This is a genomic window from Microbacterium sp. NPDC056044, assembly GCF_042267145.1.
Lineage (GTDB): Bacteria > Actinomycetota > Actinomycetes > Actinomycetales > Microbacteriaceae > Microbacterium.
In genome coordinates this window covers 484,884-511,623 of the sequence record NZ_JBHJWZ010000004.1, presented here as the reverse complement: position 1 = coordinate 511,623, position 26,740 = coordinate 484,884, and the positions used below count along the sequence as shown (strand labels likewise).

Sequence of the window (26,740 nt, the reverse complement as noted above, 5' to 3'; positions counted from 1 at the left end):
ATGAGAACGGCCTCATACGCGGGACGGATGCTGCGTCCTCCGCCCGCCGAGGACCCGGTGCCGTCAGGCGGCCGGTGCGGACTCGAGCGCGTTGATCGCCCGGATCAGGCGGTGCAGCTCCCCCACGCGGAACTGGTTCAGGCGCAGGACCAGCCGCGGCCACTGCAGCTCGTCGTCGTCCTCGATCTCGACGGTGAGCGGTTCGCGCCGCTCGATCTCGCCCTCGGTGAGGAGGTCGCCGAACGCGGCGTTGAGCGCCTGGACCTCAGCATCCGTCGGCTCCGCCTTCAGGCGCAGCACGAGGCGCTTGCCGACCCACCGCAACGAGTCGTAGTTGCGGTAGAAACCGGTGAGCTCGTCGACCGCGGCCGTGACCGAATCGGTGATGAGCACGCGGTCGAAGTCGCCCCTCGAGATCACACCGGAGGGCAGCAGATGCTCGTCGACGAAGCGGCTGAGGCCCGACCAGAACGTGCCGCCCGGCGCGTCGAGCAGGACGATGGGCGTGGGATCGGCCTTGCCGGTCTGCTGCAGCGTGAGCAGCTCGAACATCTCGTCCAGCGTGCCGAACCCGCCCGGCACGCAGACGAAACCGCTCGATTCCTTCACGAGCATGAGCTTGCGCGTGAAGAAGTACTTCATTGCCACGTTACGCGCATTGGCGCCCACGATCGCGTTGGGCTTCTCCTCGAACGGGAGACGGATCGACACTCCCAGCGAATTGTGCGGGCCCGCCCCCTCGGCGGCGGCCTGCATGATCCCCGGACCCGCTCCGGTCACCACCATCCAGCCGCGCTCGGCGAGCGCCGACGCGGCCTCGGACGCCTGCCGGTACAGCGCGTCGTCCGGCAGCGTGCGGGCGGACCCGAAGATCGTGACCTTGGGGATCCCCCGGTACGGCGCGAACAGGCGGAACGCGGCACGCATCTCGCTGAGGGCCGCGGACGTGATCTTGAGGTCGAGACGCTCGGTGTCGTCGATCCCCAGTCCGATGCCGGTCGCGAGGATGCGGGCCACCAGGTCGGTGCTGTCGGTGATGCCCGCCGCGGCGATCGTCGCGCGGAGTTCCTCTGTCACGGGGTGCGGGATGGTTCCGGTATCGCTGGGGCCCATGATGCCCAGGGTGCCACGCCGAGCGGCCGTTCGGTGGACGACGCGTGAACGAGCCCGGCTGCGGCCCCGCCTCGTGGCGGTCACCGCCGGCCCTCGGACAGGGGTCGGCGGTGCTCGGTTTCAGCGCGCGCTGAGGCGCGCGACGGCGTCGGCGACCGACACGACCTCGCGGTCGCCGGTGCGGCGGTCCCACAGTTCGACCTGGCCCTCGGCGGCGCCGCGGCCGACGATGACGATCTTCGGCACGCCGACGAGTTCCGCGTCGCCGAACTTCACGCCGGGCGAGACCTTGGGGCGGTCGTCGTAGAGCACGTCGAAGCCGGCGGCCTCGAGGTCGGCCGACAGCTGCGCGGCCACGTCGAACATCACCGGCTCGCGGCCGGCAGCGACCACGTGCACGTCGAACGGCGCGACCGAGTCGGGCCAGATCAGGCCCTTGTCGTCGTTGTTCAGCTCGGCGATGATCGCGAGGATGCGGGTGACGCCGATGCCGTACGAGCCCATCGTGACGGTGACGAGCTTGCCGTTCTCGTCCAGCACCTTGAGACCCAGCGCCTCGGCGTACTTGCGGCCGAGCTGGAACACGTGCCCGATCTCCATGCCGCGCGCGAGCTCGACCGGGCCCGAGCCGTCGGGTGCCGGGTCGCCCGCGCGGACGCTGGCCACCTCCACGATTCCGTCGCCGGTGAAGTCGCGGCCCGCGACCAGCGTGTGCACGTGCTTCTGGTCGATGTTGGCGCCGGTGACCCACGCGGTGCCGTCGACGACGCGGGGGTCGAGCAGGTACCGGATGCCGGTCGCCGACTCCTCGCCGAGCACCGGGCCGGTCTCGGACCACGGGCCGATGTAGCCCTTCACGAGCAGCGGGTGCTTCTCGAAGTCCTCGGGCGTCGCGGGCTCGACCTCAGCAGGGGCGAACGCCACCTCGACGCGCTTGTCGTCGACGTCGCGGTCGCCGGGCACGCCGACGATCACGAGCTCGCGCGTGCCGTCGAGGTGGGTGAGGGCGAGCACGACGTTCTTCAGCGTGTGCGCCGCGGTCCATTCCGTGAGGCCGTCGGTGGCCGGGCCCGCGATGCCCGCCGCGGGAGCGTCGAGGTGCGCGTTCGAGTGGTCGACGAGCGTCTGGATCGTGGGGGTGTTCGGCGAGTCGAAGATGACGGGAGCACCGAGCCCGTCGAGCGCGATCGGCTCGGGGGCGATGGTCGTGTAGGCCTCGACGTTCGCGGCGTACCCGCCCGCGGAGCGCACGAACGTGTCCTCGCCGACGGCGGTGGGGTGCAGGAACTCCTCGGAGCGCGAACCGCCCATGGCTCCGGCATCCGCCTGCACGATGACGTACTCGAGACCGAGGCGCTGGAAGATGCGCTCGTACGCGTCGCGCTGCAGCATATAGCTCGCGTCGAGGCCCGCGTCGGACGAGTCGAACGAGTACGCGTCCTTCATCGTGAACTCGCGGCCGCGCAGGAGGCCCGCACGGGGACGCGCCTCGTCGCGGTACTTGTCCTGGATCTGGTAGATCGTGAGCGGCAGATCCTTGTACGACGAGTACAGGTCCTTTACGAGCAGCGTGAAGGCCTCTTCGTGGGTGGGCGCGAGCAGGTAGTCGCCGCCCTTGCGGTCCTGCAGACGGAACAGCAGGTCGCCGTACTCCTCCCACCTGCCGGTGGCCTCGTACGCCTCACGCGGCATGAGTGCCGGGAAGTGCACCTCCTGGGCGCCCGCGGCTGCCATCTCCTCCCGGACGACCGTCTCGATCCGGGCCTTTACGCGCAGACCCAGCGGCAGCCATGCGAAGATGCCCGCGGCCTGCGGGCGGATGTAGCCGGCGCGCACGAGCAGCTTGTGGCTCGCGACAGCAGCGTCGGCGGGGTCTTCGCGGAGTGTGCGGAGGAAGAAGTTCGACAGACGGGTGACCACGAGGGACAAGTTTAGGGCGAACGGATGCTGCGCCCCCGCGCCGGATTCGTTCACGACCCCGTCATGGGCCGGTGCCTACACTGAGCGGGTGCCCGCACGCCGACCTCGAATCGCCCCCGCACGCGTCCACGATGAGCTCGTCGAGTCCCTCGCGCAGCTCCGCGAGGAGCTGGAGCTGCCGGCGGAGTTCGCCGAGGAGGTGGAGGCCGAGGCGCACCGCGCGGCGCGCACCGTCGCCCTCGATCCGGTGGCCGCCGGGCTCGAGGACCTCCGCGATCTCGAGTTCCTCACGATCGACCCCGAGGGCTCCATGGATCTCGACCAGGCACTCCATCTCGAACGCACCCCGACCGGGGCGGTACTGCACTACGCGATCGCCGACCTCCCCGCGTTCGTGACGCCCGACGGCGCGATCGACGCCGAAGCGCGCCGTCGCGGGCAGACCCTGTACGCGGCGGACGGGCGGATCCCGCTGCATCCCGTCGTCATCAGTGAAGACGCCGCGTCGCTTCTGCCGGATCGGGACCGGCGCGCGTTCGTCTGGACGTTCGTCCTCGACGACGGGGCACGGCCGGTCGAGACGACCCTGCGGCGCGCGGTCATCCGCTCGCGGGCCCAGTGGAGCTACGTCGACGCGCAGTCCGCGATCGACGCCGGCACGGCCCCGGCGAGCCTCGCGGCGCTCGCCTGGTTCGGTCCGCTGCGACTCGCCCGCGAAGCCGAGCGCGGCGGCGCGAGCCTGAACGTTCCCGAGACCCGCATCGTCGCCGACGAGACCGGGTACCACCTCGAGCGTGACGCCCCGCTGGCCGTCGAGGACTGGAACGCCCAGGTCTCCCTCCTCACCGGCATGGCGTCCGCCGACATCATGATGAAGGGCCGCGTCGGCATCCTCCGCACCATGCCCGCCGCCCAGGCAGACGACGTCGCCGCGTTCCGGGCGCAGACGGTGGCGCTCGGCATCCCGTGGCCCTCTGATCTGTCGTACGGCGACTACCTGCGCGGTCTCGACCGCGATGCGCCCGCGGCGCTGGCGATCCTGGATGCCGCGGCCGGCCTCTTCCGCGGCGCCGGCTACGTCACCTTCGATGGGGAGCCGCCCGCCGACCCGCTGCAGGCGGCGATCGGCGCCCCGTACGCGCATGCCACGGCACCGCTTCGGCGCCTCGTCGACCGCTGGTCGCTCGTGATCTGCGAAGCACTCGCAAACGGGCGGGAGGTGCCCGGGTGGGCGCGCGAGAGCCTGCCGTCGCTGCCGAAGATCATGGCGCGCAGCGACGGCGTGGCGAGCCGGCTGGGCGCGGCGACCGTCGATCGCATCGAGGCGGCGCTGCTCTCGGGTCACGAGGGCCACGTCTTCGACGCCGTGGTGCTGGGCCTTCGCGGCGACGGCGCCCGCGTGCAGCTGACCGAGCCGCCGGTCACCGCGAAGGTCGCGGGACTCGACGCCGTCGCAGGCACGACCGTGCGGCTGCGTCTCACGTCCGTCGACATCGCCTCGGGCACCGTCGTGCTCGAACCGACCGCCTAGCGTGGTCGTATGACGACAGTGCTGCTCACCGGGTTCGAGCCGTTCGGCGGCGACGCCGCCAACCCCTCAGGAGCCGCCGTGAACCTCGTGGCCGAGCGCTGGAGCGGCCCCGAGGTGCTCGTGACGGCCGTGCTGCCCGTCACATTCGCGGGGGCGGCCGAGCGACTGCGCACACTGATGGCGGAGCACGAGCCCGACGTCGTGATCGCCGCGGGCCTCGCGGGCGGACGAGCTGCGATCGGCGTCGAGCGCGTGGCGGTCAACCTCATCGACGCGCGCATCCCCGACAACGACGGCGATCAGCCGGTCGACGCGCCGAGCGCCCCCGGTGCCGCACCCGCCCACTTCGCGACGCTCCCCGTCAAGGAGATCGCGCGACGCATCAGCGCCGCCGGCGTTCCCGCCGAGGTGTCGTATTCGGCGGGCACGTTCGTCTGCAACCACGTGTTCTTCACGGCGCTCGAGGCCGCAGCATCCGCAACCCGTGCCGGATTCGTGCACGTTCCCTGGTCTGCCGAGCATGCGCCATCGGTGGATGCTGCGACCCTGCCGCTCGCCGACATCGCCCGGGCGCTCGAGATCGCGGTGCGGACGAGCCTCGACGTCACGGCCGACACCGCCGCGCCCGGAGGGACGCTGCACTGACACGGCGGACGCGTCAGCGGTCTGCGGCTCCTCGGGGAGACGCGGTCGCCGCGACCGCGGTCGCGGCGGCGGTCACGGCGGCGACGATCGCCGAGCGACGGGCCGCCATCCGCGCGGCGCCCTCGCCGGCATCGGGGACGATGAGCGCGTCGAGCTGCGGCAGCACCGGCCACGCGTTGACGAGGCTCACGAGGGTGAGCAGCAGCTCCCCCGCCTCGACCCGTCCGGTTCCCGGCAGCATGCGCTGGATGCGCGTCACCTTCTCGGCGTGGAACTCGGCCCGCACCGGGCTGTCGGCCGCCGCGATGCCGCGCTCGAGCCCTTCCCAGTAGACCAGGCGCGGGATGTGGCCGTTCGCCATGTGGTGGTCGAACAGCCGCGCGGCGTAGTCGCCGACCGCTTCGGGCCCGGTGCCCTCGACCTGGACGGACTGCAGAGCGGACTGCAGCGCCTCGGCCAGCACGGTCGCGAAGAACTCGTCCTTCTTCCCGAAGTACTGGTAGATGCGCTCTTTGTTGACGCCGGCGGCTGCGGCGATGCGGTCCACGCGCGCGCCGGCGAGGCCATGCTCGCTGAACTCCACGATCGCCGCGTCGAGCAGCAGGCGCTTGGTTCGCTCGGTGTCCCACGCCATGTGCCGATCGTAGCGAACGAACCAACTATCTGGTTGCGGAATAGTCTGCGCGGTGGTTCACTTACAACCAGCCAGTTGCAACCATTCAGTTGGCTTTTCGGAAGGATGCCGCACATGTCTGTTTCTTCGAGCACCGAACCCATCCGCGTCAGCGTGCCGGTCCACGCGCCGTCCGTCCATGTCCGCGCCATGATCACGTGGCTCGCGATCTTCCCGCTCGTGTCAGTGGGGATGCTGCTGCTCGCACCCGTGTCGGAGTCGTGGCATCCGGTGCTCCGCGCGCTGGTGCTGACCGCCGTCGTGGTGCCGCTCGCGGTCTACGTCGTCGTGCCGCGCCTGCTCGGCGTGCACGCGGCGCTTCACCGCCGTCGCGCCGCGCGCCGGGGCTGACGCCGCGTGCTGGGCGGAGGGGATGCGAGGAGCGGAGGGCGGTCTCGGCTTATTCGACCCTCCGCTCCCCACATCTCCTCCGCTCGTCGCAGATGCGGCGTGGTCAGCGCGCGCGGCGGCCGAAGTGGAGCACCTCGCGCACCAGGAGTCCGGCCACCAGCGCCCAGAAGGCGGCGCTGACGCCCGCGATCGCGACGCCGGACGCCGCGACGAGGAACGTCACCACGGCGGGGAGCCGCTCCCCCGGGTCGTCGATCGCCTGCTGCACCGCTGCGCCGAACGCGCCGAACAGCGCGATGCCGGCGACCGCCGGGATGACGCCCTCGGGGGCCACCACGACCAGCGCGACGAGGGCGGCCGACAGCCCGCCGAGGACGATGCCGCTGGCGCCCGTCGATACCCCGGCGACCCAGCGGCGCTTCGGGTCGGGATCGGCATCGGGCGCCGCGGCGAGCGCCGCGCTGATCGCGGCGAGGTTGATCGCGTGCCCGCTTGCGGTCGCGCCGAGCGCCGTGCCGACGCCGGTCACGAGCATCGCCGGCCGCCACGGGACCTGGTAGCCGAAGCTGCGCATGATCGCGATGCCCGGCACGTTCTGCGACGCCATGGTCACGAGGAACAGGGGCAGCGCGAGTCCGACGACCGCACCGAAAGTGAGCGTCGGCGCCGTGAACTCCAGTCGCGGAACGAGGAGCGCGGGGTCGATCGTCGCGCCCGTGGCCGCAGCATCCACTCCGATCACGACCGCTGCGGCGACGAACGCGAGCGGCACCGCCCACCGCGGCGCGAGCCGCACGAAGACGAGCCACGTGACGAGCACCGGGACCACGCCCCACGGGTTCAGCACCAGCCCGGTGATCGGCGCGAGGCACAGCGGAAGCAGCACGCCGGCGAGCATCGCCTGCGCGATGGAGGGCGGTATCCGGGCGATGAGACGGCCGAGCTGCGGCCAGAGCGCCGTGAGGAGGATGAGGCCCGCAGTCACGAGGAACGCGCCGACCGCCGCCGGCCAACCGCCCTCGACGGCGCCGGTCGCGGCGAGCACAGCGGCGCCCGGCGTCGACCACGCGACCGTGATCGGCATGCGGTAGCGCCATGCCAGGAAGATCGCCGACGCACCCATCGTGAGGCAGAGCACGAGGAGGCCACTGGCGGCCTGCGCGCGCGTGGCGCCGACGGCGTCGAGACCGGTGAGGACGACGGCGAACGAGCTCGTCACGCCGACGAGCGCCGTCACGATCCCCGCGACGATGGGCCGCGACAGCGGTGCGGTCTCGGGCGCGGGCCCGGGCTGGGGCTCGGGTTCGGGGGCCGGGCGGGGCTGCGGTGCGTCGGTCATGCGTCGGTCATGCGTCGCACCGCGGTCGGGCCCACACTCACGACGGGCTGCCGGCGATGGCGACGACGGCGAGGGCGACGAGCACGGCGGTCACCACGACGATGATCACGTTGACGCGGCGCACCACCTGCGCGGGCGGATCATCGACGGCGACCCGGCCCGCCACTTCGGCCTGCGCGAGCCTGCGGGCGATCGTCGCAGCCACCTGACCCGCGGGCGTCGTCGCGGTTCCCACCGTGAGCTCGGAGACCCGACGGACGGGCAGGAACCCGCCCGCGTGGGCGTCCGCGGATCGCATCGCCTCCAGGCCGAGGTTCTGCTGCCCCGGCACCGCCCACGCCCGCACGCGGCGCCCGCCGCGCAGGCGGAAGTCGAGCGCGAGGCCCGACGACACGCCGTCGAGCGCGGCGAACGCGAACCTCGTGGTCGTGAAGGTGTTGCGCACCTGCACCGCGTCCGTCTCGACCGTAACGCGCGGCCACACCCCGCCCGCCCACAGGAGCCACAGCACCAGGCCGATGCCCGCGGAGAACCCGGTGTACCTCGGGTCGAACACCGGCAGCAGCGCGAGCCCGACGGCCGCGACCGCCGCACCGACGGTCAGCGGCACGAAGCGCAGCCGCTCGTACACCTCGACATCGCCGACTCTGCGCATGTGCACCATGCGCTCACAGTAACGGAGCCGTTCGGGGCTCAGCGCGCGTCGAACTCCGCGAGCACGTCGGCGATCATGCGGTGGCCCTGCGCCTCGAACTCGACGTCGCCGACCTGGTGCGCCCAGCAGGCGGTGCCGATGGCCTCGCGCATGCGCATCAGGATCCAGTGCGATGGATGCCGCGGGTCGCGGCCGTAGCCTTCGAAGAACGCCGTCTCGCACGTGGGGCTCTCACGCCACTCCTGCGCGGCGAGCCGCACGAAGTCCGTCGCGGCGGGGCGGAACGCGAAGCGACCGAAGTCGATGACGCGCACGTCGCCGGCGTCCACGAGCCAGTTGCGCGGCTGCCAGTCGCCGTGGGTCGGCACGAGGTCCTCCTCCACCGGCGGCAGTGCGGTGAGCGCGGCGCGAAGCCGGTGCTCGACGTCGGGCGCGATCGCGTGGGACGTGTCGAGCCAGGCCATCGCGCGGCGGGTGGCGGCAGCATCCGTCCCCTCCGAAGGCCGCGTCGCCTGCGCGTGGAACTCGCGCAGCAGTGCGCCCGCGCGGCGATGGACTTCGGGCTCGACGCCGGCGGCGGTGCGATATGCGAGGTCGCCGGGCAGCCGGTCCAGCACCAGGACGCGCGCTCCCCGGTCGGCGAAACGGAGTCCGGCCGCGTGACCCGTGCGCGCCCACGGCGAGACGTATCCGCCCTCGTGGGCGTCGAGCTCGCGGCCGAGGTGGTGGTCGGCGTCACCCGCCGCCTTCACGATCAGCATGCGATCGCCGTGCTGCACCTGCAGGACGACGGTCTCGACCTGATTCCAGCTGAGGTCGGCCACGACCTCAGCGCCGGGGATCCACTCGCTGACGAGTGCGCGCTGCATGGCCGTCAGGCGGCCGAAGCCCGTGTCGGGACGAGGCGTCGAGGGATGGTGCACCCTCGGATCCTGCCATGCGCCTGACGCCCATGCCCGAGCGGTCGGCTCGGGCTCAGGGCTCAGGGCTCAGGGCTCCGGGCTCCGGGCTCCGGGCTCCGGGCTCCGGGCTCAGGGCTCCTCGGAAGCGCCGAGGCCGGGGTACGGCGCCGAGACCGTGGACGTCACCCCCGGTCTCGGCGGGGATCCCCTGTCTCGGCGGTCAGACCGCCGCGACCGTCAGGACGTGACGACCTGCGCGGTGCCGACGGGAGCTTCGGGGCCCATCTCGTCGGCGATGCGGTTCGCCTCTTCGATGAGGGTCGCGACGATGTCGGCCTCGGGCACCGTCTTGATGACCTGCCCCTTCACGAAGATCTGGCCCTTGCCGTTGCCCGACGCGACGCCGAGGTCGGCCTCGCGGGCCTCGCCGGGGCCGTTCACGACGCAGCCCATGACCGCGACGCGCAGCGGCACCGTCATGTCCTTGAGACCCTCGGTCACGTTGTCGGCCAGCGTGTAGACGTCGACCTGCGCGCGGCCGCACGACGGGCACGACACGATCTCGAGCTTGCGCTCGCGGAGGTTGAGCGACTGCAGGATCTGGTGGCCGACCTTGACCTCTTCGGCCGGCGGGGCCGACAGCGACACACGGATCGTGTCGCCGATGCCCTCGGCGAGGAGGATGCCGAACGCCGTCGCCGACTTGATCGTTCCCTGGAACGCGGGGCCGGCCTCGGTCACGCCGAGGTGCAGGGGCCAGTCGCCGCGCTCGGCGAGCTGACGGTAGGCCTTCACCATGACGATCGGGTCGTTGTGCTTGACCGAGATCTTGAAGTCGTGGAAGTCGTGCTCCTCGAAGAGGGACGCCTCCCACACGGCGCTCTCGACGAGCGCCTCGGGCGTGGCCTTGCCGTACTTCTCGAGCAGGCGCTTGTCGAGCGAGCCGGCGTTCACGCCGATGCGGAGCGACACGCCCGCAGCCTTCGCGGCGGCGGCGATCGCGCCGACCTGGTCGTCGAACTTGCGGATGTTGCCGGGGTTCACGCGCACAGCGCCGCAGCCGGCGTCGATCGCCTGGAAGACGTACTTCGGCTGGAAGTGGATGTCGGCGATCACCGGGATCTGGCTCTTCGCCGCGATGATGTGCAGCACATCGGCGTCGTCCTGCGACGGCACCGCGACGCGGACGATCTCGCAGCCCGAGGCGGTGAGCTCGGCGATCTGCTGCAGCGTCGCGTTGATGTTGGTGGTCGGCGTCGTGGTCATCGACTGGACGCTGACGGGCGCGCCGCCACCGACCAGCACCTTGCCCACCTTGATCTGGCGGGTCTTGCGACGGGGGGCGAGCGTTTCGGGGACCTTGGGCATCCCGATGTTGACGGCTGGCACGTCTGACAGCCTACGCGTCGGCGCGGGGCCCCGGCTGGGTGTCGGCTCCTGTCGGCTCCGAGCCGGTGAGCGCGCGCACCAGCGTGCGCGCGTCGTACGGCCCGACGTGGCGCACGCCGTTGATGAAGAACGTCGGCACCGACGTGATGTCCATGGCCTCGGCGTCCAGCATGTCGTCACGCACCCTCTCGGTGACCTTCGGCGAGCTGAGGTCCTCCTCGAAGCGCTCGACGTCGAGACCCAGCTCGCGGGCCCTGCGGATGATGTCGGACGGCAGCTGGTGGTCCTGGTCGGCGAACAGGCTGCGCGAGAACTCCGGCAGCCTGCCCTGCAGGTTCGCGGCCTCGGCGGCCTCGGCCGCGGCGAGCGCATTGGGATGCTGCCGCTCGAGCGGCGCGTGCCGCCACACGTACCGCAGCCGGTCACCGAGCTCCCGGCGCACCTCCTCGATGGATCCCGACGCCTTGAGGCAGAACGGGCACTGGAAGTCGCCGTACTCGACGATCGTGAGCGGCGCGTTCACGTCGCCGTAGATGTGGTCTCGTTTCACGTCGACCGGGCGCACCAGCGTGTGGCCGCCGTCGTCGTCGGGTCGCCGCGCATCCGAGACGCGGAACGCGATCGCGGCGAGGACGAAGGCGAGGACGGATGCTGCGAGCACACCGACACGCGCCTCATTCTGGACGGCGGGGTCGTCGATGGCGAGGTCGATGATGAAGAGCGAGATCGTGAAGCCGATGCCGCACAGCAGCGCGCCGCCGGCGATGCGGTCGAGGGTCAGGCCGAGGCCGAACTCGCCGAGGTGGAACTTCTTCATGATCGCGGCCGCGCCGAACACGCCGACGAACTTGCCGACGACGAGTCCGACGATGATGGCCCACGTGACCGGCGACTGCACCGCTCCGGCGAGGATCGGCCCCGAGATCTCGACCCCGGCGTTCGCGAGCGCGAACAGCGGGAGGATCACGTAGGCCACATACGGGGAGTACGCGGACTGGAGCCGCTCGTTGATCGAGATCGACTCGCGCAGGCTGTTCGCCGCCTGCCGCGCGTACTCGGTGTTCGGCGATTGGCGGAAGACGCGGGCGAGCTCGAGCGCCTGCTCGACGTCGCGGCGGTTCGGCCGGTACACCGGGATCAGAAGCGCGATGGCGACGCCGGCGAGTGTCGGGTGCACGCCCGACGCGAGGAACGCGAGCCACACGATGATCGACAGCGTCGCGTAGATCGGGCCGCGCCCGCGCCGCACGTACCGCGTGAAGTAGATGCCGGTGAGGCCGACCGCCGCGATCACGAGCGGCAGCGGCGTGAAGTTCTCGGTGTAGAAGAGCGCGATGATGCCGAGCGCCCCGATGTCGTCCACGACCGCGAGCGCGAGCAGGAACACCCGCAGTCGCCCCGACGCGCGCGGCCCGATGAGGGCGAGCGCGCCGACGAGGAACGCGGTGTCGGTCGAGATCACGACACCCCAGGCGTGCTCATGTCCCGAGCCCGCGGCGATCGCGAGGAACAGCCCGGCGGGCACCACGAGCCCCGCGACGGCGGCCATCACGGGGATCATCGCGCGCGACCAGCTCGTGAGCTCGCCGATCGCGAACTCGCGTCGCACCTCGAGCCCGACCGTGAAGAAGAAGATCGCCATGAGCGCGTCGTTCACGAGCGCATGCAGGGTGAACTCGAGGTGGATGTCGCCGAACCCGATGGTCAGCTCGGTCTCCCAGAAGTGGTGATACCCCGCGACCGAGACGTTCGCCCACACGATCGCGATGAGCGTCGCGAGCACGAGCAGCATGGCGCCGGTGCGCTGCTCCCCCAGGTTGCGGATGCGGTCGGCGATCGACGGGCCGCGGCGTCGCGGGCGCGGCGCCCGCCCGGGCTCGGGCGAGCGCTCGGTGACGGTCAGCTGGGACATGGCCTACCTCCGCGGCGGGGGATGCAAGGAAACGGGCTCGCCTCAGTATGGTGCGTAACGCGGGCCCCGAGGGCCGCTGGCGCGATCGGGCGTGTGGTAGGTTCGGCCCATGTCCGCGCACCTCTCCTGGTGGCTCACCGCATAGGCGGTGGGTTTCGCGTGACCACAGACCGCCCACGGGGCGGTCTTCTTTTTCGTACGGGACTCCGCCCCACGACGAAAGACGACGCACATGTCCGGGCCCGCTTCCCCGTCCCTTCCCGACCTCGCCGCGAGCGGTGCGCCGTTCGCCCTCATCGCGCGCGACGACCGCACCGTCGAGGTGCTGACCGGCGACGTCGTCGACGTCGAGCTGCTCGCCGACATCCCGCTCACCGACGACTCGGGCGCCCCGCACGAGGTGCTGGCCCTGGTGCCGTTCCGCCAGGTGCGCGAGCGCGGGTTCGAGTGCCACGACGACGGCGCGCCGCTGCGCTGCCTCATCGTGCGCGATCGCGCGTCGCTCCCCCGCGACGAGGCACTCGCGCAGCTGCCGACCGCACCGGTCGCGCTCGAGGATCCGGGCTTCGACATCGCCGACGAGGACTACGCCGAGATCGTGCGGCGTGTGATCGCCGATGAGATCGGCCGCGGCGAGGGTGCGAACTTCGTCATCCGTCGCGACTTCACGGCAGGAGTGGGGACGGATGCCGCCACCGCCGCCCTCACGTGGTTCCGGGCTCTGCTCGAGCACGAGCGGGGCGCGTACTGGACGTTCGCCGTCGTCACGCCCGGGCACGTCGCCGTCGGCGCGAGCCCGGAGGCGCACGTGAGCGCGCGCGACGGCGTCGTGACGATGAACCCGATCTCGGGCACGTTCCGCCACCCGGCGGGAGGGGCGACTCCCGAGACGCTCAGCGAGTTCCTCCGCTCGACGAAGGAGACCGAGGAGCTCTTCATGGTCGTCGACGAGGAGCTCAAGATGATGAGCGCCGTCTGCTCGGACGGCGGCCGCATCACGGGACCGCATCTCAAGGAGATGTCGCGCCTGACCCACACCGAGTACGTCCTGCGCGGGCGCAGCAAGCTCGACCCGCGTGACATCCTGCGCGAGACCATGTTCGCGCCGACCGTGACCGGCTCGCCGATGCAGAACGCCTGCACCGTGATCACGCGCCACGAGACGACGCCGCGCGGCTACTACTCGGGCGTCGCCGCGCTGTTCACGCCCCGCGACACGCTCGCGGCGGGCGAGGCGACGCACGACCTCGACGCGCCGATCCTCATCCGCACCGCCTATCTGCAGGACGGCCGGCTGCGCGTGCCGGTCGGCGCCACCCTCGTGCGCCACTCCGACCCGTACGGCGAGGTGGGCGAGACCCACGGCAAGGCCGCCGGCGTGCTCGGCGCGATCGGCGCCGTGCCCCGCGACACCGAGGCCGAGTCCGCGGCCGCGATCGACGAGGATGCGCCGACCGCGGCCCCGCGCCGCCTGGCCGACGACCCGGCGATCGCCGAGCTGCTGGCCTCGCGCAACGGACGCCTCGCCGAGTTCTGGCTGAATCCGCAGGGCTCCGGCGAGCCGGGGTCGTTCGAGGGGCGCTCGGCGCTCGTCGTCGACGCCGAGGACCGTTTCACGACGATGCTCGCCCACCAGCTCCGCCACCTCGGGCTCGACGTGGAGATCTCGCCGTGGAGCGAGGTCACCGACGCGCAGATCGACGCGGCCGAGCTGCTCGTGACCGGCCCCGGACCGGGTGACCCGCGCGACACCTCGAGCCCCCGCATCCGGCGCATGCGAGAGGTCGTGGCTCGTCGCCGAGCCGCCGGCCGGCCGCTGCTCGCGGTGTGCCTCAGCCACCAGATCCTCGCCGACACGTTCGGCATCGACCTCGCGCCGCTCGATGCGCCGCACCAGGGCCTGCAGAAGTCCGTCGACGTGTTCGGCGTGCCGGCGTCCATCGGGTTCTACAACACGTTCACCGCGCGCGTGCCGGCCGGCACGACCCGCGTGGGCGAGGCGGAGGTCGCCGCCGACGCGTCCGGTGACGTCTACGCGCTGCGCGGCCCCGCGTTCGCGTCGGTGCAGGGCCACCTCGAGTCGATCCTGTCGCGCGACGGCATGACCACGCTGCAGCGCCTGGTCGAGCAGGCCCTCGCCCCCGTCCCCGCCTGACCCGCCCGCACCATCGGTCGGTCGCCCCGGGCATCCCGGGCTTGGGGCGCGTTTCCTCCGTTGGGGCGGAGATTCTTCGCCCCAACGGACAGGATGCGCCCCGAACCCGGGAAGGGACGATGGATGCTGCGGCTCAGCGTGCAGCGCGGGCGGCGAGCAGGCGGCGCTCGGCCTCGTTGGCGGTGAGCTCGAGGGCGCGGAGGTCGGCGGCGAGCGCCTCGTCGTCGCGGCCGAGGTCGCGCAGGAGCGACGCGCGCACCGCGTGCCACAGATGCGACCGCGCGAGCGGATCCTCGAGCGCATCGACCTCGGCGAGCGCGACCGCGGCGCCGTCCACACGCGCGAGGGCGACGGCGCGGTTGAGTCGCACCACCGGTGACCGGTCGTACGCGAGCAGCATGTCGTAGAGCGTCAGCACCTGCAGCCAGTCGGTCGACGCCGCGTCCGCGGCATCCGCGTGGCACGCCGCGATCGCCGCGTGCAGCTGCCAGCGACCCGGCCGCCTGAGGCGCGCCGCCCGCTCGAGCGCGTCGCGGGCACCGGCGAGCAGCGCCGCGTCCCACCGGGTGCGGTCCTGCTCGGCGAGCAGCACGAGCTCGCCGTCGACCGACCGCGCCGACTCGCGCGCCCGGTGGAAGCGCACGAGCGACAGCAGCCCCCAGGCCTCGGCGGCCCGGGGCAGCGCCTCCGCCACCACCTGGGCCAGCCACAGCGCGTCGTCGGCGAGATCCCGGTCGGCCGCAGCATCCGCCCCCGCCACGAAGTGGGCCTCGCTGTACATCACCGACACGATCGTGAGCACGAGGTCGAGACGCGCGGCGGCGTCCGCCCCCTCGGGAACGCGCAGCGGGATGCCGCTCTCGGCGATCTTGCGCTTGGCACGCGAGATCCGCTGGCCGGTCGCGGGCTCGGTCGAGAACGTCGCCCGGGCGATCTGCGCCGTCGTGAGGCCGCACACCGCGCGCAGGGTCAGCGCGAGCTGGGCGTCCGGCGCGAGCGCGGGGTGGCAGCATCCGAAGAGCAGCGCAAGCCGCTCGTCCGGCCCGCCCGCGGCCGTCGGCGCCGGCTCGAGCAGCGCGACCTTGTCTCTCATCACGCGCTCGCGCCGCACGCGGTCGAGGGCGTTGTGCCGCGCCGCCTGCATGAGCCACGCGCCGGGCTTCGGCGGTATCCCTCGTCCCCGCCACTCGCGCAGGGCTTCCTCGACGGCCTCGGCGACCGCCTCCTCCGCGACGTCGAAGCTGCCGAACGAGACGGTCAGCGCTGCGGTGATGCGCGCGGACTCCTCGCGGACCACGCTCACGAGAAGGCGATCGGATGCTGCGGCCCCGGCGCCGCCCGGAGGTTCCGGGTCGCGCGGGGCCGCAGCATCCGTGTCGCTCATTCGAACTGGGTGTAGTCGACGACCATCGGACGGATCTCGACGGCGACGCCCGGGAACTCGAAGGAGGGCCAGGTCTTGACGAGCTCGATCGCCGCGTCGAGGTCGGGCACGTCGATGACGCTGAAGCCGCCGACGACCTCCTTCGCCTCGGAGAAGGGGCCGTCCGCGACGACCGGGCCGTTGTCACCCGAGCGCACCGTGGTCGCGGTGCTCACCGGGTGCAGCTCCGCGCCCGAGTCGTCGATCTTGTCGGCGTTCGTGCCGAACCATTCGTAGATGCGGCCGTAGACCTCCTGCCGGCGCTCCTCGGGCACCGCGGCGTCGAGCTCGGGGGTCGAGGTGAACATGATCACGTACTTCACGGTCGTGTCCTTTCGTCAGTGGAACCGTTGCACCCCTACAGCGAACGGACAAGACCGATTTCGACACGACCGGCGAAGAATCTTCGAGCCGGGCGTCAGGACGTCAGAAGAGCGTGACCGGGTTGAAGAGGTCCGCGAGGATGAGGATGCCGCCCATGACGAGCAGCGCCACGAACACCGCGAACGTGAGCGGCACGAGCTTGGTCGCGTCGACCGGCTTCGGGGGCGGGCGGCGGAAGAGCTTCGCCCACATGCGCTTGATGCCCTCCCAGAGTGCCACCGCGATGTGGCCACCGTCCAGCGGCAGCAGCGGGATGAGGTTGAACACGAACAGGGCGATGTTCAGCGACGCGAGCAGCGACAGGAAGCCCGCGACGCGGTTGAGGACCGGCGAGTCCGCGGCCGCGACCTCGCCCGACAGACGGCCCGCGCCGACGATGCTGAGCGGGCTGTCGGGGTCGCGCGGCTGCCCGGTGACGAGGTCGACCCCGGTCTGCCACACCTTGGCGGGGAGCTGCCAGATGATGCCGGCGACCGCTTCGACGTTCTGCACCGCCATCTGGGGTCCCGCCCAGATCTGCTGCTGCACGTACTCGACGCTCGGGCCGATGCCGACGAAGCCGACCTGCTGCGTGGTCGTCGTGCCGTCGGCGGCGGTCACCTCGGCCTCGATCGTCGCGGGCGTGATCTGCACCGTCTGCTCGGCGCCGTCTCGTTCGATGACGAACGTGAGCTGCTGGCCGGGAGAGGAGCGGATGATGTCGTACGCCTCGGCGAAGTCAGCCACCGGTTCGCCGTCGATCGACACGATCACGTCGCCGGGCTGGATGCCGGCCGCCTCGGCGGGCGCGGCGGCCGACGCGTCGGTGCACTCCGTGGCGCTGGTCGTCGGCACGCACTCCGACAGGCGGGCGACCTCGGTCGTCGCGGTCTGCACGCCGATGCCGGTGAGCAGGATCGAGAACAGCACGATCGCGAAGAAGAAGTTCATCAGCGGGCCGCCGAGCATGACGACGATGCGCTTCCAGATCGGCAGGCGGTAGAAGACGTGCGTGTCGTCCTCGCCCTCGAGCGTCTCGTCATTGGCGTCGCGCGCGTCCTGCACCATGGTGGCGAAGAAGCCGCCCGCGGCACGGCCGTCGCGGCGCGCCGCCTGCGGTGAGGGCGGGTACATGCCGGCCATCGAGATGTAGCCGCCCAGCGGGATGGCCTTGAACCCGTACTCGGTGCCGCGCCGGCGCTTCGACCACAGCGTCGGGCCGAACCCGATCATGTACTGGCCGACGCGCACGCCGAACTTCTTGGCCGGCCACAGGTGGCCGAGCTCGTGCAGCGCGATCGACACGGCGAGGCCCACGACCATGAGGGCGACACCGATGACGAACGCGAGGATCTCCACAACGCACACGGTACCCGCGCCAGCCTTTGAGTTGGGTGTGATGGCAGACCGCAGTGCGCGGGCGGGCGGCGTCGGCGTCCTCCCGTAGGCTCGACACGAGGAGGAGCCGTGACCCCACGCCACGTGCGCGCGCTGCGCGGCACCGCTGCCGCGTGGGTGGCGACCGTCGTCGCCGCCACGGCGCACACCCTCGGCGGGGGCGGCGCTCCCGCTCCCGCGCTCGTTGCGGCGGTGGGCATCCTGGCCGCCCCGTTCGCGGTCGCCCTCGTCGGCCGGCGCGTCTCGGCCTGGCGCATCGGAGCGACGGTGCTGGCGAGCCAGAGCCTGTTCCACGTTGCCTTCGCCGTCACCGCCGGCGCCGATCCCGCCGCCCTCCACGGCCACCACGTGACGCACCTCGGCGAGGGCCTCAGCGCCGTCGTCCTCCCCGACGCCCCGATGTTCGCAGCACACGTGCTCGCTGCGGTCGCGACGATCGCCGCGCTGTACGGCGGGGAGCGGATGCTGCGCTCCCTGGGCCGCGGCATCCGCTCGCTCTTCTCGCGCCTGCGCGGCGTCGCTCCCCGGCCGTCGCTGCGGCGAATCGCGCCGGCGGCTGCCGGCCCCGTGCTCGTCGCAGCGCGCACCGTCCTCTCGGATCTGTCCCGGCGCGGTCCTCCCGCCTTCGTCTGAGCGGCGCTGCGCGCGCCGCGCCCGTGGCCGGCCCGCGCCCGATGCGCCCGCCGGACTCCTCTCGCGCGTCCGGCTGCCGCCGGCGCGCCTCGATCGGCGTTCCCCGCCGACCGCTCAGACGACAGACGAAAGCACAGCCATGACCACTTCTCCTTCCCGCTCGACCCGCACCCGCCGCATCGTGATCGGCGCCACCGCCGGCCTCGCGCTGGCGCTCGGCGCGCCGCTCGCGGCGTCCGCCCACGTGCATGTCACCCCCGAGAGCGCCGCCGCGGGCGGCAGCGAGACCCTCACGTTCTCGTTCTCGCACGGCTGCGACGGCTCCCCCACCACCGCGCTCGCCATCGACATCCCCGAGGGCGTCGGCAACGCGACGCCGGTCGTGCAGGGCGGCTGGACCATCACGCGCGAACTCGGCGCGAACGGCGTGCCGACCCGCGTCGTGTACACCGCGGACACCCCCGTCGAGGACGGTCTCAAGGCCGCGGTCGCGATGGACGTGCTCTTCACCGAGGGCGCCGCCGACACGACACTGGCGTTCCCGGTGACGCAGACCTGCGCGGTGGGCGAGACTGCCTGGACGCAGATCGCCGAGGACGGCGAGGACCCGCACGACCTCGACGCGCCCGCGCCGCTGGTCGCGGTCGGCGCCGTGGCGGACGACGCCGGCGACGCCGGACACGGCGACGGCGACGCCCACGCGTCGGGCGACGCCGCAGCAGGCGCAGGGGCCGGGGACGCAGCATCCACCTCCTCTGCCGACCCCGTCGCCCGCTGGCTCGCGGCCGGCGGGCTTGCCGCCGGGATCGCGGCGCTCGTGGTCGTGCTGGTGCGCGGCCGCCGCAAGGCCTGAGGCCGCGGCCTCGCCGGTCGTCGGGCGGCGGACTCCGCCGCTCGACGACCGGCCCCCGTGCGAAGATGGAGGCGCCATGCCGACCGACGCGCCTTCGAACCTGCCCCCGGTACTCCGTCCCGACGCGCCGCCGACACACTCGCTCGCAGACCTCGCGGCACGCTTCGCCGTCGACGTCCGCGGAGACGTCGCCGACGCCACGCTGACGGGCCTCACTCTCGCGACCGCCGACCTCCGCCCCGGCGACGTCTTCGTCGCCGTGCAGGGCGTCAACCGCCACGGCGCAGAGTTCGCCGCGACGGCCGCCGAGAAGGGCGCTGTCGGGGTGGTGACGGATGCTGCCGGAGCCGACGCCGCGGCCGCGAGCGGGCTGCCCGTGGTCGTCGTCGACGACCCGCGCGGAGTGCTCGGCGACCTGTCGGCGTGGGTGTACGGCACGGGGCGCGACGACGACCTGCCGATCCTCTTCGGCACCACCGGCACGAACGGCAAGACGAGCGTGTCGCACCTGCTCGAGGGCATCCTCGGCCAGCTCGGCGCGACCACGGGGCTGTCATCGACCGCCGAGCGGCACATCGCCGGGCAGGTCATCGTGTCGCGTCTCACGACCCCCGAGGCGTACGAGATGCACGCGCTCCTCGCCCTCATGCGCGAGCGCGGCGTCGAGGCCGTCGCCGTCGAGGTGAGTGCGCAGGCGCTCAGCCGCCGCCGCGTCGACGGCATCGTGTTCGACGTCGCCGGCTTCACGAACCTCACGCACGACCACCTCGACGACTACGCCGACATGCGGGAGTACTTCGAGGCGAAGCTGCCGCTGTTCCTGCCCGACCGCTCGCGCCGGGCCGTGGTGTGCATCGACTCCCAGAACGGCGCCGAGGTCGTCGCGCGCAGCGAAGTGCCGACGATCACGGTGGGCACGCCCGCCCTCGCGTCGGATCCGGATGCCTCGGCCGCCGCCGACTGGGTCGTCGAGATCCTCGACGAGCGCCAGGTCGGCACCGAGTTCCGCCTCACCGCCCGCGACGGGCGCACGCTGACGACCCTCGTCCCCGTGATCGGCCGGCACATGGCGGCCAACGCCGGCCTCGCCATCGTCATGATCCTCGAGGGCGGCTACGCGTGGGAGCGCCTCGTCGAGGTGCTCGACGGCGGCCGCATCGAGGCGTACCTCCCCGGCCGCACCGAGCTCGTGTCGGGCGAGACCGGCCCCGCGGTCTACGTCGACTTCGGCCACTCCCCCGACGCTTTCGAGAAGACGCTCGCCGCGGTGCGTCGTGTCACGCCCGGCAAGGTCGTCATGCTCTTCGGCGCCGACGGCGACCGCGACGCCACGAAGCGCCACGACATGGGCCGCACCGGCGTCGAGGGCAGCGACATCCTCGTGATCACCGACCACCACCCGCGCCACGAGGACCCCGACTCCATCCGCGCGACCCTCGTCGAGGGCGCGCGCCGCGCGCAGCCGGACGCCGAGGTCCTCGAGTTCTCGCCGCCCGAGCGCGCGATCATCGAAGCCGTCGCGCTCGTCGGCGACGGCGACGCGATCCTGTGGGCCGGGCCCGGGCACCAGGACTACCGCGACATCCGCGGCGTCCGCACCCCCTACTCGGCGCGCGAGCTCGCCCGCCGGGCGCTGCGCGAGGCCGGATGGCCCGTGCCCGAGCCGCACTGGCCGGTGCCGTATCCGGACGACGTCACCCCGGCATCCGACCCCCTGCGCCCGGTGTATCCCGAGGCCTGAACGCTCACCCCGGCGATCCGGGGATCAGGATGCTGCGGCGATGACCTTGTCGGCCTTGCGGCGTGCCCAGACCTCGGCGTCGGCGAGGGCGTCGCGGGTGAGGGCGTCGGGGGCGTCGTGCGCGTCGACGACGCGCTCGATCACGTCGATGATCCCGAGGAAGCCGAGGTGACCCTCGTGGAAGGCGTCCACCGCCTGCTCGTTCGCGGCGTTGAACACCGCGGGGTACGTCCCGCCGGCGCGGCCGACCTGCTTCGCGAGGCGCACTGCCGGGAAGGCGGCGTCGTCGAGCGGCTCGAACGTCCAGGAGGTCGCGGTCGTCCAGTCGAGGGGGCGGCCGACGCCGGCGACCCGGTTGGGCCAGTCGAGTCCGAGCGAGATCGGCAGGCGCATGTCGGGCGGCGAGGCCTGCGCGATCGTGGAGCCGTCGACGAACTCGACCATCGAGTGCACGATCGACTGAGGATGCACCACGACGTCGATCTCGGAGAACGGCACCGAGAAGAGCAGGTGCGCCTCGATCACCTCGAGGCCCTTGTTGACGAGGGTCGCCGAGTTGGTCGTCACGACACGGCCCATGTCCCATGTGGGATGTGCGAGAGCCTCGGCCGGGGTGACGTTCTCGAGGGAGGCGCGGCTGCGGCCGCGGAACGGACCACCGGATGCCGTGAGCACGAGCCGGCGCACCTCGCCGCGCTCGCCGGACCGCAGCGCCTGCGCGATCGCGGAGTGCTCGGAGTCGACCGGGACGATCTGCCCCGGGCGCGCGATCGCCGTGACGAGGTCGCCGCCGACGATCAGCGACTCCTTGTTCGCGAGGGCGAGGGTGCGGCCCGTCTCGAGGGCCGCGAGGGTCGGGCCGAGTCCGACCGAGCCCGTGATGCCGTTGAGCACGACATCGGCCTCGACATCGCGCACCAGCTGCTCGGCCTCGACGGCGCCGAGCGCCATGCTCTCCACGCCGAACTCGGCGGCCTGCGCCTCGAGCGTCTCGCGGTCGGTTCCCGCCGCGAGTCCCACCACCTCGAACCGCCGAGGGTTCGCCCGCACGACGTCGAGCGCCTGCGTGCCGATGGAGCCGGTCGAGCCGAGGATGAGGACGCGCCGCATCCGGCCAGCCTAGCGCCGGGCCGGATGCGGCCGTCCCGGGTTACTGCTGAGCGGCGGCGCGCTGCACGCCGAGGATGTCGACGACGAAGATGAGGGGCGAGTTCGCCGGGATCGAGCCCTGTGCGGTGTCGCCGTAGCCCTCGGACGCCGGAATCACCGCGATCACCTGCGAGCCGACCGTCTGGCCTTCGAGCGCCTTCTGGAAGCCCTGCACCACCCCGGTGGTCTGGAACTGGGTCGGGGCGCCACGCTGCCAGCTGGAGTCGAACACAGTGCCGTCGGGGAGGACTCCGGTGTACTGCACGAACACGGTGTCACCCGACTCGACGACCGGGCCGTCGCCCTTCTTGAGGACTGCGATCTGGGTGGTGTCGGGAGCCGCGAAGTCGCTCGGGACGGTGATCGTGGGCTCGCCGTCGTCGGCGAGCTCGACCGTCGGCATGCCTTCGACGGGCTCCTGCTCGGCGCCGTCGGCGCTCAACGGGACGAAGTCGGTGGTCTCGGCGACGATCACGACGGGCGAGGCGCCCTCGCCGAAGGCGCTCCCCGGGATCGACATCGCGACCGTCGAGCCGATCGGCGCGCACTCGAGTGCGGCGACGAACAGCGAGAACTGCTGCGGGTCCATCATGATCGGGACCTCGCCGGAGTCGGCGGCCGAGGTGTCGGACGAGTCCTGCAGGACCTCGCCGGTGCCGCCGTCGTAGATGGTGTAGAAGCCGCTGACGAGGTCGCCCGCGACGACGTCGTCGCCCGAGCCCTCGGTCACGATCGTGCGCTCGACGTCTTCGAAGGCGAGGTCGCCCGGGATCGTCGCCGCGAGGTCCGCCCCGCTGCCGGTCACCTCGATGGCGTCGGAATCGGCGCCCGGCTTCGCGTCGAGCAGGCACTCGGAGGCGGCGGTCGAGGTGGGCGTCGGGGTGGCGTTCGGATCCGTCGCTGCGGAGCACCCGGCGAGCAGCAGGGTCGACACGGCGACGACGGACAGGGCGGCGAACGGGCGAATGCGCACGGAACAACCTCGAGTCAGGGGAAGGGAAGCCTCCATCCTTTCGCATCTTTCCTCTGTCCGCGCTGGGAAACGGCATGCCGATACCGGAATGCAATCGGGAGTACCCTCTACGGGTGACTTCCGACCTCGTCCCCGGCGCCGAAGACACCGCCGACGAGACGGCGGAAGCGCCCGCCTCGCCGGCGGCCCCCGCTCGCCGCATGGGCTTCACGTACGCGCTGGGGCGCAGCATCCTGACTCCCCTCGCCCGGATCGTGTACCGCCCGCGCATCGAGGGCAAGGCCAACGTCCCCAAGTCGGGACCGGTGATCTTCGCGAGCAACCACCTGTCGTTCATCGACTCGATCGCGATCCCGGTCGCCGCTCCCCGCCCGGTGCACTTCCTGGCGAAGTCGAGCTACTTCGACAAGCCGGCCTCGCGGTGGTTCTTCACCTCCATCGGCGCGATCCCCGTGCAGCGCGGCGCCGGCCAGGCCGCGCTCGACGCGCTCGACCAGCAGCGCGCGCTCCTCGGCGAGGGCAAGGCCGTCGCGCTCTACCCGGAGGGCACGCGCTCACTCGACGGCCGCCTCTACAAGGGCCGCACCGGTGTCGCGTTCCTCGCCCTGCAGGCCGGCGCCCGCGTCGTGCCGGTGGGGCTCATCGGCACCGACAAGGTCATGCCGGTCGGCGCGAAGAAGCCCTCGTTCCGGCACCGCATCACGGTGAAGTTCGGCGAACCGCTCGACCTCGCGCACCACGGGCCCGCCTCGTCGGGCAAGGCCCGCCGCCTCGCGACCGACGAGATCATGGCCGCGATCCACGCCCTCTCGGGCCAGGAGCTCGCGAACGCCTACAACGAGGTTCCCGCGCACAACACGATCGACCGCATCAAGCAGGTCCTCCCCCACGAGCGCCGCTGACGGCGTCTCGGCTCAGCCGCGCGCGACGACGATCGTGGGCTCGTGGCGCACCGGGAAGTTCACCGAGTTCGCGATGAAGCACCACTCGTGCGCCTGCGCGTGCGCGGCGGTCGCAGCATCCATCATCGATGCCTCCGCGACCGTCACGCGGGGCCGCAGCACGACCTCACGGAAGGCGCCGCCGCCTCGGCCGTCTTCGACCATGAGACCGGATGCCTCGTCCTCATAGCCGACGACCACCACACCCGCCTGCACGCAGGCGTGGAGATACGACAGCAGATGGCACTCGCTGAGCGCGGCGAGGAGCATGTCCTCGGGGTTCCAGCGAGACGGGTCGCCGCGGAAGGGCTTGTCGGAGGAGGCGAGCAGCGCGGGCTTGCCGTCGATCTGGATCGTCGTGGCGCGGTCGTAGTCGCGGTAGCCCGAGGTGCCGGTGCCGCGGTCACCGGTCCACGTCGTCCGGACGGAGTATCGATGCTCGCCCCACATGAGCACAGTCTGTCATGCGGTCGGACGGCCCCTACGGCGGTAGGCTGACGGGGTGCCGCAGACCTTCGCCGCGACCGACGCCGTCGAGCTCGCCGTCGTCGAACGCAGCGGTTTCGTCGAGTCGCGCCATGCCGGCATCGCCGTCGTGCTCTCCCCGGACGGCACGATCGCCGAGAAGTTCGGCGATCCGTCGGCGCTGATCCTCCCGCGTTCCAGCCTCAAGCCGCTGCAGGCGCTCGCGTGCCTCTCGGCCGGCGCGCCGCTCGAGGGCGAGCGACTGGGACTCGCCACGGCGAGCCATTCCGGCACCGACCGTCACGTCGCGGTGGTCCGCGACATCCTCTCCCTCGCCCAGCTCGGCGAGGACGCGCTCGGATGCCCGGCCGCCTGGCCCGGCGACACCGCGACCCGCGACGAGCTGGTGCGCGAGCTCGGCCAGCCCTCGCGGATCCGCATGAACTGCTCGGGCAAGCACGCGACGATGCTCCTCACGAGCGTCGTGAACGGCTGGGATCCCGAAGGCTACCTCGCGCCGGAGCATCCGGTGCAGCTTCTCATCCGCGAGACCGTGGAGCGCCTCATCGGCGAGAAGGCCGCCGCGACCGCCGTCGACGGCTGCGGCGCCCCGGTCTACGCGATGACGCTCTTCGGCCTCGCCCGCGCGATCCACCGCATCGGCAACTCGTCGACGACGTCGCCCTTCGCGCTGCACCGCAGCGCGGGCGCACTCGTCGAGGCGGTGCGCGCCGACCCGTGGACGATCGACGGACCGGGCCGCGCCGACACGATCGCCATCGAGCGGCTGGGCGTCTTCGCCAAGGGCGGCGCCGAGGGCGTCATGGTGATGGTCGCGCCGAACGGCACGACGGCGGCGCTCAAGATGCTCGACGGCAGCGGCCGGGCCGCGACCGCCGTCGCGCTGCGACTCCTCGAGCGCCACGGCGCACTCGCGTCGGCCGACGTCGCCGACACCTTCTCGAAGCTTCCGCTCACGGTCTCCGGCGGCGGACAGGATGTCGGGGCCATCCGCCCCGCTTTCTAGAGGCGCTCCCACGAGGAGCCCGAGCGCTCCAACGGCGGAGCGGAAAGGATCACACGATGCGGATCAGCGTCCCCACCGAGGTGAAGAACAACGAGTACCGGGTCGCCCTCACTCCGTCGGGTGTGCATGACCTGGTCGCCTCCGGCCATGAGGTGTTCGTGCAGCGCGGCGCGGGCACGGGCTCGTCGATGCCGGATGCCGAGTACGAGGCGGCCGGGGCGGTGCTCCTCGACGACGCCGCCGAGGTGTGGGCCCGCGCCGAGCTGCTCCTCAAGGTCAAGGAGCCGATCGCGAGCGAGTACCAGTACTTCCGCGACGACCTCGTGCTCTTCACCTACCTGCATCTCGCGGCCGACCGCCCGCTCACCGAGCGCCTCGTCGCCGACGGCGTCACCGCGATCGCGTACGAGACCGTCCAGCTCGCCGGGGGCGGGCTGCCGCTGCTCGCACCGATGAGCGAGGTCGCCGGGCGCCTCGCCCCGACCGTCGGCGCCGCGACGCTGATGCGCTCCGCCGGTGGTCTCGGCCTTCTCATGTCGGGTGTGCCGGGCACGCGGCCGGCCGCCGTCACGGTCATCGGCGGCGGCGTCGCCGGAGCGAACGCGGCCGTGATCGCCGTCGGCATGGGCGCCGACGTCACGGTCTTCGACACCAACGTGCAGCGCCTGCGCTACCTCGACGACCACTTCCAGGGACGGGTCAAGACCGCGGCGTCCAACCCGCTCGACCTCGACCGCGCGGTCACCGCCTCGGACCTCGTCATCGGCTCGGTGCTGATCCCGGGGGCCAAGGCGCCGAAGCTCGTGACCAACGACATGGTGTCGCGCATGCGCCCCGGCTCCGTGCTCGTCGACATCGCGGTCGACCAGGGCGGCTGCTTCGAAGACACGCACCCGACCACCCACGCCGACCCGACCTTCCCGGTGCACGGCAGCATCTTCTACTGCGTCGCCAACATGCCGGGCGCGGTGCCCAACACCTCGACCTCCGCGCTCACCAACGCCACCCTCCCCTACATCCGCCAGATCGCTCGGCGGGGATGGAAGGACGCACTGCGAGCGGATGCTGCGCTCGCGGGCGGCCTGAACACCGTGGGTGGCCGCGTGGTCAACGCCGGAGTGGCGACGGCGCACGGGCTCGAGCTCGCCCCGCTGGACGCCGCGCTCGTCTGACGCGGGTGTCGGCGGCG

Annotated in this window: 24 protein-coding genes; 10 read left to right on the top strand and 14 right to left on the bottom strand. The window is 72.2% G+C overall.

Going from position 1 to position 26,740, the window contains the following annotated elements; translation table 11 throughout:
- Positions 1 to 63: 63 nt before the first annotated feature.
- Both ACFC1I_RS14245 and ACFC1I_RS14240 read right to left on the bottom strand, forming a co-directional pair.
- Complete coding sequence (locus tag ACFC1I_RS14245; RefSeq protein WP_376010536.1) at positions 64 to 1,113, bottom strand: TIGR00730 family Rossman fold protein; 1,050 nt, start codon at positions 1,111 to 1,113, stop codon at positions 64 to 66.
- 120 nt (positions 1,114 to 1,233) lie between these two features.
- On the bottom strand, positions 1,234 to 3,033 hold the full coding sequence (locus ACFC1I_RS14240) for a proline--tRNA ligase (protein WP_376010533.1): 1,800 nt from the start codon (positions 3,031 to 3,033) through the stop codon (positions 1,234 to 1,236).
- A gap of 88 nt (positions 3,034 to 3,121) precedes the next feature.
- Between ACFC1I_RS14240 and ACFC1I_RS14235 the strand changes: the two genes are divergently transcribed.
- Together ACFC1I_RS14235 and pcp are read left to right on the top strand one after the other, a co-directional pair.
- Positions 3,122 to 4,564, top strand: a complete 1,443-nt coding sequence (locus ACFC1I_RS14235; protein WP_376010530.1) for an RNB domain-containing ribonuclease — start codon at positions 3,122 to 3,124, stop codon at positions 4,562 to 4,564.
- A gap of 9 nt (positions 4,565 to 4,573) precedes the next feature.
- On the top strand, positions 4,574 to 5,209 hold the full coding sequence (pcp, locus tag ACFC1I_RS14230) for a pyroglutamyl-peptidase I (RefSeq protein WP_376010528.1): 636 nt from the start codon (positions 4,574 to 4,576) through the stop codon (positions 5,207 to 5,209).
- Between the two features lie 13 nt (positions 5,210 to 5,222).
- On the opposite strand, the gene ACFC1I_RS14225 is transcribed toward pcp, so the two are convergent.
- Entirely contained in the window at positions 5,223 to 5,843 is a 621-nt protein-coding gene (locus ACFC1I_RS14225) for a TetR/AcrR family transcriptional regulator (RefSeq protein WP_376010525.1), read from the bottom strand.
- A 114-nt stretch (positions 5,844 to 5,957) separates the two neighbouring features.
- Here ACFC1I_RS14225 and ACFC1I_RS14220 point away from each other — a divergent pair, with 114 nt between their 5' ends.
- Positions 5,958 to 6,233 carry a hypothetical protein gene (locus tag ACFC1I_RS14220; RefSeq protein ID WP_376010523.1) on the top strand — a complete coding sequence of 92 codons (276 nt, stop codon included), beginning with the start codon at positions 5,958 to 5,960 and terminating at the stop codon, positions 6,231 to 6,233.
- Between the two features lie 103 nt (positions 6,234 to 6,336).
- On the opposite strand, the gene ACFC1I_RS14215 is transcribed toward ACFC1I_RS14220, so the two are convergent.
- The 5 genes from ACFC1I_RS14215 to nhaA all read right to left on the bottom strand — a co-directional run bounded on the left by ACFC1I_RS14215 (position 6,337) and on the right by nhaA (position 12,430).
- Positions 6,337 to 7,572, bottom strand: a complete 1,236-nt coding sequence (locus ACFC1I_RS14215) for a benzoate/H(+) symporter BenE family transporter (protein ID WP_376010520.1) — start codon at positions 7,570 to 7,572, stop codon at positions 6,337 to 6,339.
- Positions 7,573 to 7,609: 37 nt separating this feature from the next.
- Positions 7,610 to 8,236: a hypothetical protein gene (locus tag ACFC1I_RS14210; RefSeq protein WP_376010517.1), complete on the bottom strand. Its 627-nt coding sequence runs from the start codon at positions 8,234 to 8,236 to the stop codon at positions 7,610 to 7,612.
- Positions 8,237 to 8,265: 29 nt separating this feature from the next.
- Positions 8,266 to 9,150 carry a phosphotransferase family protein gene (locus ACFC1I_RS14205; protein WP_376010514.1) on the bottom strand — a complete coding sequence of 295 codons (885 nt, stop codon included), beginning with the start codon at positions 9,148 to 9,150 and terminating at the stop codon, positions 8,266 to 8,268.
- 216 nt (positions 9,151 to 9,366) lie between these two features.
- Positions 9,367 to 10,518 carry a flavodoxin-dependent (E)-4-hydroxy-3-methylbut-2-enyl-diphosphate synthase gene (ispG, locus tag ACFC1I_RS14200; RefSeq protein ID WP_376010511.1) on the bottom strand — a complete coding sequence of 384 codons (1,152 nt, stop codon included), beginning with the start codon at positions 10,516 to 10,518 and terminating at the stop codon, positions 9,367 to 9,369.
- Between the two features lie 10 nt (positions 10,519 to 10,528).
- Positions 10,529 to 12,430 carry a Na+/H+ antiporter NhaA gene (gene nhaA / locus ACFC1I_RS14195; protein WP_376010508.1) on the bottom strand — a complete coding sequence of 634 codons (1,902 nt, stop codon included), beginning with the start codon at positions 12,428 to 12,430 and terminating at the stop codon, positions 10,529 to 10,531.
- A 232-nt stretch (positions 12,431 to 12,662) separates the two neighbouring features.
- Here nhaA and ACFC1I_RS14190 point away from each other — a divergent pair, with 232 nt between their 5' ends.
- Positions 12,663 to 14,585 (top strand): anthranilate synthase family protein, encoded by a 1,923-nt coding sequence (locus ACFC1I_RS14190; protein ID WP_376010505.1) that lies wholly within the window; start codon positions 12,663 to 12,665, stop codon positions 14,583 to 14,585.
- 133 nt (positions 14,586 to 14,718) lie between these two features.
- Here ACFC1I_RS14190 and ACFC1I_RS14185 read toward each other — a convergent pair whose 3' ends face one another.
- From ACFC1I_RS14185 to ACFC1I_RS14175, 3 genes are all read right to left on the bottom strand, one after another.
- Positions 14,719 to 15,969, bottom strand: a complete 1,251-nt coding sequence (locus tag ACFC1I_RS14185; RefSeq protein ID WP_376010503.1) for an RNA polymerase sigma factor — start codon at positions 15,967 to 15,969, stop codon at positions 14,719 to 14,721.
- A complete protein-coding gene (locus ACFC1I_RS14180; protein ID WP_376010500.1) occupies positions 15,966 to 16,331 on the bottom strand; it encodes a YciI family protein in 366 nt (121 codons plus the stop codon). Before ACFC1I_RS14180 ends, ACFC1I_RS14185 begins: the two co-directional genes overlap by 4 nt.
- Positions 16,332 to 16,434: 103 nt before the next feature.
- Positions 16,435 to 17,730 carry an RIP metalloprotease gene (locus ACFC1I_RS14175; protein WP_376010498.1) on the bottom strand — a complete coding sequence of 432 codons (1,296 nt, stop codon included), beginning with the start codon at positions 17,728 to 17,730 and terminating at the stop codon, positions 16,435 to 16,437.
- A 108-nt stretch (positions 17,731 to 17,838) separates the two neighbouring features.
- On the opposite strand from ACFC1I_RS14175, the gene ACFC1I_RS14170 reads away from it, so the two are divergent.
- The 3 genes from ACFC1I_RS14170 (at position 17,839) to ACFC1I_RS14160 (ending at position 20,996) form a co-directional block, all read left to right on the top strand.
- Entirely contained in the window at positions 17,839 to 18,402 is a 564-nt protein-coding gene (locus ACFC1I_RS14170) for a hypothetical protein (protein ID WP_376010495.1), read from the top strand.
- 139 nt (positions 18,403 to 18,541) lie between these two features.
- Complete coding sequence (locus ACFC1I_RS14165) at positions 18,542 to 19,255, top strand: YcnI family protein (protein ID WP_376010492.1); 714 nt, start codon at positions 18,542 to 18,544, stop codon at positions 19,253 to 19,255.
- 76 nt (positions 19,256 to 19,331) lie between these two features.
- On the top strand, positions 19,332 to 20,996 hold the full coding sequence (locus tag ACFC1I_RS14160; protein WP_376010489.1) for a Mur ligase family protein: 1,665 nt from the start codon (positions 19,332 to 19,334) through the stop codon (positions 20,994 to 20,996).
- Between the two features lie 24 nt (positions 20,997 to 21,020).
- Here ACFC1I_RS14160 and dxr read toward each other — a convergent pair whose 3' ends face one another.
- Both dxr and ACFC1I_RS14150 read right to left on the bottom strand, forming a co-directional pair.
- Positions 21,021 to 22,106, bottom strand: a complete 1,086-nt coding sequence (gene dxr, locus ACFC1I_RS14155) for a 1-deoxy-D-xylulose-5-phosphate reductoisomerase (protein WP_376010486.1) — start codon at positions 22,104 to 22,106, stop codon at positions 21,021 to 21,023.
- A 40-nt stretch (positions 22,107 to 22,146) separates the two neighbouring features.
- The gene (locus tag ACFC1I_RS14150; protein ID WP_376010484.1) at positions 22,147 to 23,118 is read right to left on the bottom strand and encodes an FKBP-type peptidyl-prolyl cis-trans isomerase; all 972 of its coding nucleotides are present in this window, start codon (positions 23,116 to 23,118) and stop codon (positions 22,147 to 22,149) included.
- A 113-nt stretch (positions 23,119 to 23,231) separates the two neighbouring features.
- Between ACFC1I_RS14150 and ACFC1I_RS14145 the strand changes: the two genes are divergently transcribed.
- Positions 23,232 to 24,020, top strand: coding sequence for a lysophospholipid acyltransferase family protein (locus ACFC1I_RS14145; RefSeq protein ID WP_376010481.1), 789 nt, complete (start codon positions 23,232 to 23,234; stop codon positions 24,018 to 24,020).
- A 12-nt stretch (positions 24,021 to 24,032) separates the two neighbouring features.
- Here ACFC1I_RS14145 and ACFC1I_RS14140 read toward each other — a convergent pair whose 3' ends face one another.
- On the bottom strand, positions 24,033 to 24,509 hold the full coding sequence (locus ACFC1I_RS14140) for an OsmC family protein (RefSeq protein ID WP_376010479.1): 477 nt from the start codon (positions 24,507 to 24,509) through the stop codon (positions 24,033 to 24,035).
- A gap of 52 nt (positions 24,510 to 24,561) precedes the next feature.
- Between ACFC1I_RS14140 and ACFC1I_RS14135 the strand changes: the two genes are divergently transcribed.
- Positions 24,562 to 25,551, top strand: a complete 990-nt coding sequence (locus ACFC1I_RS14135) for an asparaginase (protein WP_376010476.1) — start codon at positions 24,562 to 24,564, stop codon at positions 25,549 to 25,551.
- Positions 25,552 to 25,607: 56 nt separating this feature from the next.
- The gene (gene ald / locus ACFC1I_RS14130; RefSeq protein WP_376010473.1) at positions 25,608 to 26,723 is read left to right on the top strand and encodes an alanine dehydrogenase; all 1,116 of its coding nucleotides are present in this window, start codon (positions 25,608 to 25,610) and stop codon (positions 26,721 to 26,723) included.
- The last annotated feature ends 17 nt before the right edge of the window (positions 26,724 to 26,740 follow it).